The organism is Psychrobacter sp. TWP2-1-2 (genome assembly GCF_049896785.1).
Lineage (GTDB): Bacteria > Pseudomonadota > Gammaproteobacteria > Pseudomonadales > Moraxellaceae > Psychrobacter.
The window spans coordinates 101690-116335 of the sequence record NZ_JAFCVA010000009.1 but is presented as its reverse complement, the minus strand read 5'-3'; the positions used below and the strand labels follow the sequence as shown (position 1 = coordinate 116335).

13 protein-coding genes are annotated in these 14646 nt (G+C 43.1%); 5 read left to right on the top strand and 8 right to left on the bottom strand.

Going from position 1 to position 14646, the window contains the following annotated elements; all coding sequences use genetic code 11:
* The first annotated feature begins 106 nt into the window (after positions 1–106).
* The 3 genes from lgt (at position 107) to ACP7AE_RS10060 (ending at position 2587) form a co-directional block, all read left to right on the top strand.
* Positions 107–991, top strand: coding sequence for a prolipoprotein diacylglyceryl transferase (gene lgt / locus ACP7AE_RS10070; RefSeq protein WP_087813630.1), 885 nt, complete (start codon positions 107–109; stop codon positions 989–991).
* 74 nt (positions 992–1065) lie between these two features.
* Complete coding sequence (locus tag ACP7AE_RS10065; RefSeq protein WP_426242869.1) at positions 1066–1956, top strand: thymidylate synthase; 891 nt, start codon at positions 1066–1068, stop codon at positions 1954–1956.
* Positions 1957–2020: 64 nt separating this feature from the next.
* Positions 2021–2587 carry a dihydrofolate reductase gene (locus tag ACP7AE_RS10060; protein WP_426242867.1) on the top strand — a complete coding sequence of 189 codons (567 nt, stop codon included), beginning with the start codon at positions 2021–2023 and terminating at the stop codon, positions 2585–2587.
* Positions 2588–3066: 479 nt separating this feature from the next.
* Here the strand turns inward: ACP7AE_RS10060 and uvrC are convergent, their stop codons facing one another.
* Together uvrC and ACP7AE_RS10050 are read right to left on the bottom strand one after the other, a co-directional pair.
* Positions 3067–4911, bottom strand: coding sequence for an excinuclease ABC subunit UvrC (gene uvrC, locus ACP7AE_RS10055; protein ID WP_426242865.1), 1845 nt, complete (start codon positions 4909–4911; stop codon positions 3067–3069).
* A gap of 141 nt (positions 4912–5052) precedes the next feature.
* Positions 5053–6579 carry a DUF3360 family protein gene (locus tag ACP7AE_RS10050; protein ID WP_045452432.1) on the bottom strand — a complete coding sequence of 509 codons (1527 nt, stop codon included), beginning with the start codon at positions 6577–6579 and terminating at the stop codon, positions 5053–5055.
* Between the two features lie 515 nt (positions 6580–7094).
* Between ACP7AE_RS10050 and ACP7AE_RS10045 the strand changes: the two genes are divergently transcribed.
* Positions 7095–7652 (top strand): DUF4442 domain-containing protein, encoded by a 558-nt coding sequence (locus tag ACP7AE_RS10045; RefSeq protein ID WP_087813636.1) that lies wholly within the window; start codon positions 7095–7097, stop codon positions 7650–7652.
* A gap of 275 nt (positions 7653–7927) precedes the next feature.
* On the opposite strand, the gene rplS is transcribed toward ACP7AE_RS10045, so the two are convergent.
* The 4 genes from rplS to rpsP form a co-directional block, all read right to left on the bottom strand.
* Positions 7928–8320 (bottom strand): 50S ribosomal protein L19, encoded by a 393-nt coding sequence (rplS, locus tag ACP7AE_RS10040; protein ID WP_045445905.1) that lies wholly within the window; start codon positions 8318–8320, stop codon positions 7928–7930.
* Between the two features lie 182 nt (positions 8321–8502).
* Positions 8503–9273 carry a tRNA (guanosine(37)-N1)-methyltransferase TrmD gene (trmD, locus tag ACP7AE_RS10035; protein WP_201540626.1) on the bottom strand — a complete coding sequence of 257 codons (771 nt, stop codon included), beginning with the start codon at positions 9271–9273 and terminating at the stop codon, positions 8503–8505.
* 87 nt (positions 9274–9360) lie between these two features.
* Positions 9361–9894, bottom strand: coding sequence for a ribosome maturation factor RimM (gene rimM, locus ACP7AE_RS10030; RefSeq protein ID WP_045445903.1), 534 nt, complete (start codon positions 9892–9894; stop codon positions 9361–9363).
* Between the two features lie 204 nt (positions 9895–10098).
* Positions 10099–10368 carry a 30S ribosomal protein S16 gene (gene rpsP, locus ACP7AE_RS10025; protein ID WP_045445900.1) on the bottom strand — a complete coding sequence of 90 codons (270 nt, stop codon included), beginning with the start codon at positions 10366–10368 and terminating at the stop codon, positions 10099–10101.
* Positions 10369–10862: 494 nt separating this feature from the next.
* Between rpsP and ACP7AE_RS10020 the strand changes: the two genes are divergently transcribed.
* Entirely contained in the window at positions 10863–12341 is a 1479-nt protein-coding gene (locus ACP7AE_RS10020; RefSeq protein ID WP_201581850.1) for an ATP-binding protein, read from the top strand.
* An 82-nt stretch (positions 12342–12423) separates the two neighbouring features.
* On the opposite strand, the gene ACP7AE_RS10015 is transcribed toward ACP7AE_RS10020, so the two are convergent.
* Together ACP7AE_RS10015 and ACP7AE_RS10010 are read right to left on the bottom strand one after the other, a co-directional pair.
* The gene (locus ACP7AE_RS10015) at positions 12424–12579 is read right to left on the bottom strand and encodes a hypothetical protein (RefSeq protein ID WP_426242862.1); all 156 of its coding nucleotides are present in this window, start codon (positions 12577–12579) and stop codon (positions 12424–12426) included.
* 234 nt (positions 12580–12813) lie between these two features.
* Positions 12814–14502, bottom strand: coding sequence for an ATP-binding protein (locus tag ACP7AE_RS10010; RefSeq protein ID WP_426242860.1), 1689 nt, complete (start codon positions 14500–14502; stop codon positions 12814–12816).
* Positions 14503–14646 lie beyond the last annotated feature (144 nt).

The following is a 14646-nucleotide window of genomic DNA, read 5'->3' as shown; positions in this document are numbered from 1 at the left end:
CAGATAAGTTGTTACCATGAGATGAGCCTCACCGTAATTTGGTATGCCTCACTGGCTATTTTTGCTATTATGAGCAGCATTCTATTACCAAATTTATGATGCCTTTATGATGATACATCCTCAGTACGATCCTGTAGCGCTGTCTTTGGGTCCAGTAGAAGTGCACTGGTATGGCCTAATGTATTTGTTGGCATTTGCCGCCGCCTTTGGTCTGGCTTGGTATCGCAGCACCAAACGTGACAATTGGAACACTGACATGGTGTCCGACTTGGTCTTTTTTGGCGCACTTGGTGTCATTTTGGGCGGTCGTGTCGGCTATGTGTTGTTTTATCAATTCGGTGAATTTTTACAAAACCCCGCTTACCTTTTCAAAGTCTGGGAAGGTGGCATGTCTTTCCATGGCGGCATGATTGGTGTCTTACTGGGCATGTTATATTTTGCCCGCAAGTATAAAAAGACCCCGTTTCAGGTGCTGGACTTTATCGTTCCTTGCGTGCCAACGGGCTTGTTATTTGGTCGTATTGGCAATTACATCAATGGCGAGCTATGGGGCCGCGTCTCTAACGGTGGCTACAACTGGCTTACCTACTTCCCGCAAGCGGCTGCTACTGATATGCAGCAATTGCAAACCAACCCTGAGCTACAAGAGTTAATGCTTGAAGTAAATGGGCAGTATTTGCTACCTCGCCACCCCTCACAGCTGTATGAGGCACTTGCTGAAGGGTTATTATTATTCCTATTCCTATGGTGGTATTCATCAAAACCACGCCCACGTATGGCAGCATCGGCAGTATTTTTATTGGGCTATGGCATTAGCCGCTTCATCATTGAGTTTTTCCGCCAACCCGATGCTGACCAAGGATTTGTATTACTAGGTTGGATGACCAAAGGGCAAATACTCAGCGCTCCCATGATTATTATTGGTTTCATTATGCTGGTATACGCTTACAAACGCGGTATCTATGACTGGGGTAAGCAGTCGGCTTATTAAGCACTAATTCACATCCAGTAGCCTGTTAAAAAACAATACAACTATGCGTTTTAATAGCGTAGAAGAGCAATTTTATGACCATGAGCAACTCCATTATTAGTAACAACAAGCAGCGTAAAAATGAGCAAGCCTATCTAGATTTGCTGCATCTTGTCCTCACTGAAGGCACTGAAAAAGGCGATCGTACTGGCACTGGTACGCTGAGCCACTTTGGCGCGCAGCTCCGTTTTAATTTAGCCGACGGTTTCCCATTATTAACCACAAAAAAAGTCCACTTTAAATCTATCGTCTATGAGCTATTTTGGTTTTTAAGTGGCAGCACCCATGTTGATTATCTACAAGCCAATGGCGTACGCATTTGGAATGAGTGGTCAACGGCTGAACAGACGGCACGCTTTAATCGCCCTGCTGGTGATTTAGGCCCTGTCTATGGTCATCAGTGGCGCAATTATGGCGCAAGCCAGCGTGAAGATGGGAGCTACAATAATGATGGTGTCGATCAAATCACCCAAGTCATTGAGCAAATAAAAACCAATCCCAATTCAAGACGTTTGATTGTGTCTGGTTGGAATCCCGGTGAAGCAGATCAAGTTGCGCTGCCGCCTTGTCATACGCTATTTCAGTTCTTTGTGGCGGATAATAAACTGTCATGCCAGCTCTATCAGCGTTCAGCAGATTTATTTTTAGGTGTGCCATTTAATATTGCCAGTTATGCCTTGCTGACCCATATGGTCGCGCAAGTATGCGGATTAGAAGTGGGCGAATTTATCTGGACGGGTGGCGATTGTCATATTTATCAAAACCACCGCGAGCAAGTTGAATTACAGTTGACGCGTGAGCTTTATAAGCTGCCAACGCTGACGCTTAACTCTAATGTGAATGATATTTTTGCTTTCAAATACGAAGACATTAGCGTTGATGATTACGAGTCGCATCCTGCGATTAAGGCAAAGGTTGCGGTCTAGCATTTGTCTGATTGGAAGTTTTAAATGAGACCAACATTTCAAAAGATGATAAAAAGGATACGTTATGAGTTATGCCCACACCGAAGTTGCCCAAATCGCAGCTATCAGTAGCAACCGCTGTATCGGCAAAGATAATGAGCTACCGTGGCATATCTCAGCAGATTTGCAGCATTTTAAAAGCATGACGACCAAACAAAATGATGGTGCGATTCAAGGTATCGTCATTATGGGTCGTAAGACATTTGAATCAATGGGCAGCAAGCCTTTGCCAAAACGCGTGAGCTTCATCATCAGTACCCAGCTAGATTATGCCGAACAAAAAGGTTTGGTCGGCAAAAGCAATGCCTATGTGGTGCATAATTTAGATGATGCATTAACGCAAGCAGCAAGTCTGGCACACGGTGCGCATCTTGATACGATTTGGGTGATTGGCGGCGAGCGCGTGTTTAGCGATGCGTTGATGTATACCGATCGCATTGAGCTGACCCACGTCTATACTGAGATTACGGATGGCGATGCATTTTATCCTGAATTGCCAAATGAGTTTGAAGTGGCCGAAGAATCTGAGAAAATGCACGATGAAAAAAGTGACTTAGACTTTAAATTTGTGACTTATAAAGTAGAAGCCTAACTTTGGTTGGTCTTCTATTCAACTTTAATAAGATATAACTTAAAAGGAGAAACCAAATATGCAAAATTAAAAAAGCCCAGCAAAATTAATTGCTGAGCTTAAAAAACTTTTATATAAGACAACTATGGAGCTAGACTCCATTATTAGCTTACTAATAAAGTTTATTTACCTTGGTAGGGTTCATATATTTTATAGTAAATGCTAATAAGTGTCTATGTCTCCATAGTTATGAATTTCCAATCATAATTATGGAGGTCATCATGGCCATTCAATGCGGTTACCCTAAAGCTGTGCATGTTCGTTGGTATTTACGCTATCGATTTAATCGTTGGGAGCGCGTTTGCAAACACTGTCGTAGCTATCCAAACCAGCAGTTAAGTTTTGAGTTTTAGCGATTAGAGAGTTTAATCTGCTAAACATTATTAGCGTTAAAACGACAACAGATTTGTTTCTGTTGTCGTTTTTTTTAATATGTACCACTACTCGTGCAGTACTTTATAAACCGTTTTTGCAAGTACTGGCCCAATCCCTTGCACGCCTGCCAATTCCTGCTGCGATGCACCGAGCAATTGTTGCAATCCGCCAAAATGATTGAGTAAATCACGGCGGCGCTTTTCACCGAGCCCCGGTATGACTTCTAACACTGACGATGAACGGCGCTTATCGCGCTTCTTACGGTGCGCAGTAATCGCAAAACGATGTGCCTCATCGCGAATATGCATCAGTAAATGCAGCGCCTTGCTATCCATGGGCAAATCAAGCGGCTCATGATCGATAAAATGCAGCACCTCAAGCCCAGCCTTACGTCCTTCACCTTTTGCCACGCTAATCAGCAAAGTGTCACCAAGAATACCTAACTCGGATAGCACTTCTTTGGCGATGCCAAGCTGCCCTTTACCACCATCAATCAGCAACAAATCAGGCAATGGCTGCTTTTTATAGCGCCGTGTCAGCACTTGTTTCATTGCGGCATAGTCATCACCACCGACAATGTCATGAATCGCATATTGACGATAATCACGGCGACGCGAGCCACCTTGGTCAAAGACTACGCAGCTACCAATGGTCGCCTCGCCCATCGTATGGGAGATATCAAAACACTCTATGCGATCAACGGTTCTATCAGTGACGTCCGCTAAGACATCTTTTAAGGCACCAAAGCGCGCATGCAGCTCTAAATAGTCGCCCAGCTTGGTTTTTAGCGCATTATTGGTATTGAGTTTGGCTAAATCTAACCATTCGGCACGGTGCTCACGGACACTGGTTTTGATCACGACTTTACTGCCAAAATGGCTCGCTAGCGCTTCACTGACCGCCACTTGATCCGGTAATTCATGACTCAACATGATTTCGGGTGGCAAGTCATCCGTCACCTGAAAATAAAATGAAGTAATAAATGCCGATAAATTATCAGCAAGTGGCTCGCTGCTATCAACATCAGGGAAGTAATTCTTACCGCCAAGCACGCGCCCGCCACGTACGGTCAAGACGTTGACACAAGTCATCCCTGCTTGACTGGCAATAGCAATCACATCCGCCTCGCCTTGCACAGTATAAACAGCTTGCTTGGCTTGTACTTCGCGCAGCATAGACAGCTGATCGCGATAAAACACTGCCTTTTCAAAGTCTAATTCTTCAGCAGAAGCTTCCATTTTTTCAATCAAAGCGCTATGAATATCGCTAGAGTCGCCTTTTAGGAAACGAATAGTATTATTGACGTCTTCCATATATTCTTCAGGCGATACCAAGCCCACGCAAGGCGCACGGCAGCGCTTAATCTGATACTCAAGACAAGGACGCTTACGTTGCTTAAAAAAAGTATTGGTACATTGGCGCATTTGAAACATTTTCTGCATCAGCACCAGTGTCTCTTTGGCAGCATGAGCAGAGGGGAAAGGACCGAAAAAGCGACCTTTTTGGTGATTGCCTTTACCGCGACCATAAGCCAATCGCGGGTAAGGCTTATCTGCTGAAATAAACACATAGAGATAGGATTTGTCATCGCGCAACAGTACGTTATAAGGCGGACGATATTCTTTAATCAAGTTTTGCTCGAGCAATAACGCTTCGGTCTCACTACGGGTAATAATGGTTTCAATATTATGTATCCGTGCCACTAGCGCCCGTGTTTTTGGATGGTCAATGGTTTTAGCAAAGTAGCTGTTCACACGGCTCTTGAGTGACTTGGCTTTACCGACATATAAGATATCGCCATTTTTACCCAGCATTTTATAGACCCCTGGCAAATTTGGCAGGCGCTGAATTAAATGCTTAAGACGGGCTTTCTTGTCATCGATGGGACTCGATTCTGAGACATTGACCATAGAATTTATTGCTCTTAAAAGTCTTATAATACTGCTAGTTATGGGGCGGGAGTCATTGTTTTACAAGCCAATTATTATCATAGCATCACCCATAAAAAAGCCAGCACTAAGGCTGACTTTTTATAGGTAAGCAAGATGCCATTAATGGCGGAAGTTAGCCATCAATGCCGGAATACCCGGTAGCATACCAACGATAGCCATCACGCCAGTCAATACCACAAACATAATACCCGGTATGATCCAGCGGCTCATTTTAGTCAAATTGGCACTGCGTTCTTTCGAGCCAATCAAGCCTAAGTTATCGAGCAACAACGTGAGTGACCAACCAAAGGCAGGATTCACCAATGCAGAAGCAAAGACTACAATCGCAGCAGACTGCGTGGTTTTACCTTCACGAGTCATTTCCATACCAGCTTCAAGCAGTGGAATAAACACACCAACGATCAAGGCCACACACATCACTGGCTGCCAAATAGCCAAATCCATTGGATAACCCCAGACACCTGCAATGATACAGAATAGAGCCGTCAATAAGGCACCGGCAGGAATCGGACGCTTGGCAATCGCTGCTGGGACAATATAGGTGCCCCACGATGACGCAAAGTTAGCACCGCCCAATACAGAGCCGACGACCTGACGAAACGAAGCGCTGGTCATTGTGTCATCGATATCCATGAGTACCTTTTCAGTACGTTTAGGATAGCTAATTTTTTGGAAAACCTGATGACCTAAAAAATCTGGTGACCACATCGCAACTGCCAAAATAGCAAATGGCAGTACGACAATAAAGCTTTCAACCGTCGGTAATCCTAGCATCCAACCGGTATTTTCACCCCACCAATACATCGGGTTCATGTTTGGTAGGCCTGGTGCAGTTTTGAACTCAAAGGGTGCACCCAATGCAAATGCAAGTCCGCCACCTAGTACACAGCTTAGCGGAACCGCAAGCCAGCGTTTTTGCCAATGCTCAAGTAATGCATATAGCAGGATAGTTGCCAAAATAATGAAGAAGGCAATATGCGACATGCCAATACCTTCTGCCCAAGCAAAGAGGTTTTTGACCTGTGAGGTCGTACCGATAAACCCTAAGTAAATCAAGAGACCACCGCACACGCCTTTACTGGTCAAGTTTGCCAGCAGACTGCCCCCTTTACTGATTGCCAATAGCAAACCGAAGGCACCGATGAGCAGACCAAAGGCCATCGGGTGACCACCAGCAGCAACGACGATAGGAATAAGCGGAATAAGGGGGCCGTGAGTACCTGCAAGGTTGGCTGTCGGGAGTAGAAATCCTGAAAATAAGATGATAAAGAATGAAACGATTAATAGCTCATAACGAACGTTTTCTAAAACGAACGCATCGCCCAAACCAAGTGGACCTGCAAATGTTGCCGCAATAGCACCCACCATAACCACTTTACCAATCGTCGCCGCCATTGCAGGAATAGTATCTTCATACTCAAAGCGATAATCACGAAACGGCAAATTGGGACGCCAACGTTTTGGCTGCATGATTTGTAGTTCATGATTTAGATAAGCGTCACGACTGTCAAAGCTTGCGCTTGGTTTGTGTAAATCAAGGTAGCTACCTGATGGCTCGCTGTCGTAATTAGATGGATTTGATGACTGCTGATTAGACCCTGAAGAAGGGATCTGAGTGTTACTCATCACATTTCCTTATGTCGACTGAGGCTTTATTTAACTGATAATTTGATAGTGAAATTTAATGTGACTAAAGCGTCCATTAAAAATTGCAAGCCATTGTATGACATAAGAACTCGAAATGCGAACTTAGAACCACTCAAAAAGTCCATACACTATTATAATATATAAATTAAAGTTTCCATTTAATGCAAAATTGAACTTAATAGAAAACCATGGGGAAAAAACATACTTAATATAAACTTTAAATTAGAATAAATGACCTTTTTCTTAATAATTATCTGTATATAGATATTTGTTATCACATAACTAAATATTAAAGATAGTTATAATAAATAGTTTATTATAGCTTTTAAGTAACTATAGAAAATCCATGTCAGTTACGCTTTAAGCCTAGCGGTTTTGATATTTTTTACTTATGATAAATGCCCTTTCGTGACTGCTCTTTGATAGAAGTACACTAAAAAATTTGACTCAAACGGTATCACTAAAAAATATAAAAGAAGCAATAGGACGAATTTATGAGTTTGCTACCTACCAATTTTGAGACGCTAAAACGCAGAGCCAAACAAAGTATCATGCCGTTATTGACACCTCACCTACTGAAGCTGCGTATCAATACTTATGCACCATACGTAGGCGCTGGTATCAGAATCGATCACCTCAATCTCGATCAAGGTTTGTGCGTGGTAAGTATGGGGCTGAATACGCTGAACAAAAACATCGTAGGCACTCAGTTTGGCGGCAGCCTGTATTCGATGGTGGATCCATTCTATATGATAATACTGATGCACCAACTGGGCAGCAGTTACGTGGTCTGGGACAAAAGCTCACATATTGAGTTTATTGCCCCTGGTAATAGCAAAGTCACTGCGCGCCTAAAAATTCCTAGCAATGAAATCACCACGATTCAGGAATTAGCAAAAGACGGCGAGCCAGTATTTCGGGAATACCAAGCAGATATCGTCGATGATCAACAAAAAATTATCGCTACCGTCACTAAGACGCTCTATATACGCTTGCGTAAGTACAGCAAATCTAAAGACCAAAATAGCCGTATCGAAAATCTCGATGGTTAGAACTTTAAAGGCAATTTTTAAAACGTTTCTCTAGATTTGTGATTTAAAGCATATTAATTAAAGCGCATTAATTAAAACGACAGAAACAAAAACCCCAATCTGGCATACGCACAGATTGGGGTTTTGTCTTTTTTGGTACTACCCGCTTATTTATATGATAAACCTATGAATAAGGGCTTGTATCTGGCTTTTCGCTATTGCCGAATCGCATAATAGACGGTTCAGCAATAAAGCGATATTAAGCACAATGCTTAAAAGCAGATACTGGATATAATCTAAGCGTTAGCTTTTGGCTTAACAGCTTTAGGTGCACGCGGAGCAAGCTTCTCGCGGATACGTGCTGATTTACCAGAGCGCTCACGTAAGTAGTATAGTTTCGCACGGCGAACAGCGCCACGGCGTTTCACTTCGATGCTATCGATGATTGGTGAATGCAATTGGAATGCACGCTCAACGCCAACACCGCTTGAGATTTTACGTACGGTAAACGCTGAGTTTAAACCGCGGTTACGTTTAGCAATTACAACGCCTTCAAAAGCCTGTAAACGCTCACGCTCACCTTCACGTACTTTTACTTGAACCACAACGGTATCGCCGGGTGCAAAGCTTGGGCGCTCAATCAATTGAGCATTTTCGATGACCTGAACCAATGGATGCTTGTTGCTCATGAGAGTTATCTCCTCACATTAGATAATAGAGGCTTGACGCATATCACCTGTTTGTAATAATGGATCGTATCTTTTTAATGAGACACAACGTAAGTGGGTTATGACAAACGGCCATCATGCTATGACTCGTTTTGTTGTTGCTCAAAATTCTGTTGCTTAACTGTTTATCTTTTTAGCCGCTATCAACGCTGTTTTTTATCTGCTTTTGCCAATGCTTTTAGCCACTTTGCTTGCTCTACCGTTGGCGTAAACGCTTGCCATAAGTCTGGACGACGCGCTTGCGTACGTTCGACTTGCTGGCTAAAGCGCCACTTCGCGATATTGGCATGGTGACCTGAAAGTAACACTTCAGGCACTGCCATACCCGCAAACTCATGCGGCTTAGTATAATGTGGACAATCAAGCAAGCCATCGACGAACGAGTCTTGCTCAGCTGATTTATCATCACCCATAATATCAGGCAGACGACGTATCACACTATCCATCAGCACCATTGCTGGTAGCTCACCACCAGTAAGTACGTAATCACCAAGCGATATTTCCATGTCAACATATTGCGACAGTAGGCGCTCATCAATGCCTTCGTAACGACCACATAATATAATCATGCCGTCATACTCAGTCATCTCGACCACGCTACTCTCACTCAGCGTCTGTCCTTGTGGCGACATATAAATCACCGGACAGTGCGCTTTGTCGACACGGCAGCCGTGCTGAATCGCTCGTAGGCGCGCATCCTCAATCGCTTGGGATAATGGCTCAGCCATCATCACCATGCCAGGACCGCCACCATACGGACGTTCATCAATACGGCGATAATTATCACTGGTAAAATCACGCGGATTAATGCATTCAATCGTCACTTGTTTCTGAGTGACTGCTCGACCCGTGATTCCAAACTCACGAATCGTGGCAAACATCTCAGGGAAAATACTAATAACGGCAAAATACATTAGGTATCTACTTGCGCAGTGGCTAATATTGGCTAAATAAATCGGTGTTATTACTGATAAAGCTTAACCGCAAAGTTAAAACTATTATCAATAATCACTCGGCCATGCCACCAGCACTGTTTTTTCAGTCAGACTGACCTGTACTACAGTTTGCTTGTGCCATGGAATCAGGCGCTCATCGGCATCTAAGCTGTCTGAGTTTGCCGCAACCCGCATAATAGCGTGAGCGCCAGTCTCAAACATCTCAGTAATGTCGCCTAGATACTCATCCTGCTCATTTACAACGCGCAGGCTGACCAAGTCCGACCAGTAATATTCATCTTCAGCGGGTTCTGGCAAGATGTCTTGCTCGACCCAAAGAGTTACCCCGTTCATAGTCTCAGCAACATTGCGATCAGGAATCTGCTCAAACTGAGCTACAATTCCTGTGCCTTGCTCACGCCAAGCCTTAACGGTTAAAGGTTTCATGCCAGTAGCGGTTTTCATCCACCAAGGTTTAATGTCAAATATCGCCGTACGATCATCTGTCTCACTAAATACCCAAAGCCAACCTTTGATGCCATAAGGCTTTTTGAGCTGACCAATTTTCATAAGGGCACTAGCGTTTGGAGCAGAAGACATAACGGCTAACCTAACAATGATGAACACAGCGAAGATAAATAAAAAGCAATTAAAAACGATAAACGCAGTTAAAAGCGATAAACGCAGTTAAAAGCGATAAACAATTAATGGCGTACCTAGTTAGACCAGTTACGCTATGTTTTTTACTAAAGTCTATCGAGACTGCTTATAGACGAGCTATCAGCGTCTCAGTGACCACAAAACTTAAGCAGTTGCTTCAGTTTGCGCGACAGACTTATTGAAAGCTTTTGCTAATGAAGCAACGCGATCTGAAGGTTGTGCACCTTTTGCGATCCACGCATTGTACGCTTCCATATTTAGGCGTACTGCTTCTTCAGACTCTTTAGCGAGTGGGTTAAAAAAGCCGATGTTTTCAATGTAGCGACCGTCACGCGCGCGGCGTTGATCAGCAACAACTACTTGATAAAATGGGCGTTTCTTGGCACCGCCCCGTGCTAAACGAATAACAACCATGTGAATTCTCTCTTTCGCAGGTATACCAAAAAGGGCATAATTATATCACAGTCTTGTTTTATTGAAAACATAAACTGCGCTTATTTAATTATTTATTAACAATAGCTTAAATGCCCATCGATGTAAAATACAATTGATCATAACCACTGATTTTTAACTGAAGATACTACCTCTACATCATGTCCAAGTGGCTCGTTGCTGTATTATTCAGCGCCGTGTTATTCGGTGCTATATTACTCAGTACTATATTAGTGCAAATTTGAGTATTCAATTGTTGCCTACTGTTTTAAAGCCATCCGTGTCATTCATTGATTATGCTACTCTATGACATAGTCAGCGAGTGAATGATGCTATCGCCTAACGAATTGCTCAATTTCTCAAGAATCGCAACCATTATGCTATTCATAAGTATCGCACGTTATTCTTGAACGACATAAAAAAGCACCATTTTTACACTAAACTCAATAAAGCATCTTTTAATATGTTGGATCCATATGACCACACCAAAATCGCAACCACGTCGCAAAGGGCGGTTCACGCGCTCTTACTCCAACACTTGGCTGACAACCTTGATGGTCTCTTTCATTGTTCTTATCAGTGTCAGCTTGTCGATTCTGTTTTTTTGGCGCAGTCTATATTTACCCGAGCTTAAAAACCATGCGCGTTACTTAACGAGCGAGCTGCAGTTGATGAATAGTGTCAACAAAGACTGGAAAAATCGTCCTGAAGTACGCCAATGGATTTATCAACACTCACATGTCGTGGTAGTGAATAACCCTAATGACTTTCCAGCAGTGTCTGATAAGGCCTTTGTCGGCGTCTTCACTGATGTCTTACAACGCGAAATCGGTGCTCAATTGGGTCGACCTGTTGAGGTTTATTTTAAATTCAAACCGACACCGCAGCTTTGGGTACAAGACAGCCGTGATGACAGCTTTTGGATTCGTGAACCCGTGGTTTATTATTCGCAATATAGTCCAGCATTATTGGTGCTGTTTCTCATTGGATTACCTATTTTATCGCTGCTGACCATTATTCTACTGGCGCGGCAATTAAATCGTCCACTACGATATTTACAGCGTGCTGCAACCAACTATATTCGGCTCGGTCATGCCACTACGTTGCCAACACAAAAAGGGCCTACGGAGATACGTCAGGTCAACATGGCATTCAATCGTCTATTCACGACGTTAAGTCAAGCACAAAAAGAGCGTACAATTATGCTTGCTGGTATCTCGCATGATCTGCGAACGCCCTTAACTCGTATGCGTTTGACTGCTGAGATGCTACCTGATGACTTTTTTCGAGAGGGATTAATTTATGATATTGAAGACATGGATGCCATTTTAGAGCAGTTTATCTCATTTATGAAAGATGGCTCCGATGAGCCAGTCAGCCTAACCAATTTGGATACCATCTTTAATGAGATCATGGTGCAATTTGCACCAATGGAGTTCATCTATCAATCAGAATGTCACAAAGTGGTTCCTGTGCGCCCCATGTCTATCAAACGCCTTGTGATCAATCTGGTCAATAATGCCAAGCGTTATGGCAAACCGCCCATTTACCTGTCAGCGACTGTTGTGCCAACTTTTATAGAAACCATTGAAGAGGAAGATAGCGATGTCGTCAGTGAAAATGTCGTCAATAGAGAGGCGCAAGAACAATTGCTGATATGTGTGCGTGACTGTGGTGATGGCGTTGCAGAAGATCAGTTAGAACGTATTATGCAGCCTTTTGAACGCGGAGAGACAGCACGTACCACACAAGGCAGTGGTTTAGGTCTAGCGATTGTCGATCGTATTGCCAGATTGCATCATGGGACGGTAGAAGCCATTAATCATCCCGACGGAGGTTTACAAGTGTGTGTGCGTATTCCTCTGCTTTCCAAGGTTGCTGGAGATACAACCATGGCAAACGATACAGAAAAAATGCCTGTCTTTAATGACAAGACTTGGAACAAAGAAGACTGATAGCCGCTGAACTGTTCATCACTAAAGCTAATAGATGCTCAAAACGATTCGCTGCGACTATTTAGTTGTATAGGTATAGCATCTAGTCTTTGTTTCCAATGATAGGTGGAATATATTTGGCGCTATTCGTAAACGCTAATGGCTGAGTAATATTTTCTTGCGCTGCTGTTAACGTTTGCGTCGTCGATGGCTGCTGCAAGAATAAATAGTAGCCCAACGTTATTGCATTTAGTACCACCAAACCACCAAACCACCAAATAAATATGGCATCCTTTGCCCTCCTCTGATTTAAAGCTATATTCAAACCGCTAATAATAAAAATTAACCGACAATTCTACCTAAGGTGTGTATTCATTCTAAACATGAAATTGAGAACACTGCTTAGAAATTGAGCAAGTTTATTTGTCACACACTGCTTAATTGATGCTGCTATTTTCATACTAAAAAATAACGAAAATCCTGTGCAGTGGCATTATTTATCTTCAAAACCACGCTCGCTTTTTTCTTGCGTCAGTTCATCAGCAGCCAAAATTTGTGTCAGTGGTTTGATAGGCCACGTCATGACAAATCGTGCACCGCCAAGCTCTCGGCTCTCATCGACTTTCATACTGCCATTAAACCAAAAGGCAATGCGCGATACAATAGACAAGCCTAAACCATAGCCGCCTGAGGCGCGTGTGCGACTGTCATCTAAGCGTGAAAATGGAATAAAAACCTTTTCGCGATCTGCTTCTGGAATACCATGACCATCATCCTCAACACTAACAAAAGCACTGCCCTTTCTGACGCCAGCACTAATGATAATCGTGGTCTCTGCATAACGTAAGGCATTGCCCGCCAGATTTTGAATCACACGGTGTAAATAACGCCTATCTGCGACAGCGGTTACTTTAGCATTCGGCAGCTTGGTCACTATTTTGATAGGCTTACCCAAGGCATTGGTTTCACGCTCAATCTGCTCCAATAACTCTCTAAGATTGACTGGTTCTAAATCCAGCTTTGGTGAGCCTTCCTCTAACTTGGCATAAGTCAAAATCTCATCAATCAAGCCATTAAGTGCTTCGATATCTTCATCAATAAAATCACGCTGCATAAAACGTGAGTCTTCGTCATCCGTATCAGCCAGCATATCAACGGCAAAACGGATACGAGCCACCGGTGTACGCAGCTCATGTGATACCGCTCGTGTCAACTCGCGCTGCGATTCAATCAAACGCTTGATATGCGAGGTCATGGCATTAAAAGTCGCGGCTAAACGGGCAATTTCATCCTGCCCAATTACTTGAACTTGACTTTCAAGATTACCTTTACTCACTTCATTGACGCCAACCTGAATCAACTGCAACTTACGCTCAAGTGGAAAAATCAACGCATACACGCCTAAGCTGATCAAAAACATGCTGATAAGAATCATACTAATAATCAGATTAAGTGGGAACCAGTTGAATAATGGCACCGGACCAATCAATATCGCCATGTCATTGATTTCAGAAGGCACCACTACTCTAATAGCCGAATTACTTTTACTGCTATTGGTATCTTGTAAGGAAATAACCACTTCATCTCGGCGTAATCGTGCAAGCTGATCGGTATCCAAATCCAGTGTATTGACGGCTTTAAACTCTAAAGAAAAGGAAAACTTTTTTTCCAGTTCAGCCAAACGGGCACGCTTGTCAGATAACGTCACATAGTAAGACAAATCATCCAATAAAAACACAGCGATTGCCCGTACTTGCTGCTCAGTCACTTGCGATATTCTGGCGGTCAAAACACTTTGATTGTCTGGTAGACGATAATACACATCGGCATAGACAGGTTGCTCGGTATAACGAACGACCGTATTGCCATTTTCAAAACGCCGCAGTTCACTGGCATTAAAGTCCACTTCATCAATAGGCAAAACTTTGAATTCTGAACCAAATAAACTACTGGCATCAGACAACCAATATTCACGCTGCTCTTCACTTTCCTGATGAGCGATACCTTCACTCACCAGATGAAAAGCCCCTGTTGCCATGTTTTCACGGTAGGATTGGACGCGCTCTTTGTTGATGGTATCCATCAACAGTTGAGCAAATAATGCCACACACAAACAGACTATGAGTAGCCCAGCATAAATACGAACAAAGATACTGTGTTTTAAAGAAGAGACTAATGACATACGTGCCGTAACCAACTTAATGAAGAAAAACTGCCGACATCATTCAGCAAACAAGCGCTGCGTGATAAATGATATCAAACACTGTTGAATAAAAAACCATTCTGGCTGCTGTATTTTAATTTATAACTGAGCATCACCTAAAAT

Excerpts from the sequence above, each read along its gene's own strand:
- lgt (WP_087813630.1), top strand. The coding sequence starts at position 107 with ATGATGATACATCCTCAGTACGATCCTGTAGCGCTGTCTTTGGGTCCA.
- ACP7AE_RS10065 (WP_426242869.1), top strand. The coding sequence starts at position 1,066 with ATGACCATGAGCAACTCCATTATTAGTAACAACAAGCAGCGTAAAAAT.
- ACP7AE_RS10060 (WP_426242867.1), top strand. The coding sequence starts at position 2,021 with ATGAGTTATGCCCACACCGAAGTTGCCCAAATCGCAGCTATCAGTAGC.
- uvrC (WP_426242865.1), bottom strand. The coding sequence starts at position 4,911 with ATGGTCAATGTCTCAGAATCGAGTCCCATCGATGACAAGAAAGCCCGT.
- ACP7AE_RS10050 (WP_045452432.1), bottom strand. The coding sequence starts at position 6,579 with ATGAGTAACACTCAGATCCCTTCTTCAGGGTCTAATCAGCAGTCATCA.
- ACP7AE_RS10045 (WP_087813636.1), top strand. The coding sequence starts at position 7,095 with ATGAGTTTGCTACCTACCAATTTTGAGACGCTAAAACGCAGAGCCAAA.
- rplS (WP_045445905.1), bottom strand. The coding sequence starts at position 8,320 with ATGAGCAACAAGCATCCATTGGTTCAGGTCATCGAAAATGCTCAATTG.
- trmD (WP_201540626.1), bottom strand. The coding sequence starts at position 9,273 with ATGTATTTTGCCGTTATTAGTATTTTCCCTGAGATGTTTGCCACGATT.
- rimM (WP_045445903.1), bottom strand. The coding sequence starts at position 9,894 with ATGTCTTCTGCTCCAAACGCTAGTGCCCTTATGAAAATTGGTCAGCTC.
- rpsP (WP_045445900.1), bottom strand. The coding sequence starts at position 10,368 with ATGGTTGTTATTCGTTTAGCACGGGGCGGTGCCAAGAAACGCCCATTT.
- ACP7AE_RS10020 (WP_201581850.1), top strand. The coding sequence starts at position 10,863 with ATGACCACACCAAAATCGCAACCACGTCGCAAAGGGCGGTTCACGCGC.
- ACP7AE_RS10010 (WP_426242860.1), bottom strand. The coding sequence starts at position 14,502 with ATGTCATTAGTCTCTTCTTTAAAACACAGTATCTTTGTTCGTATTTAT.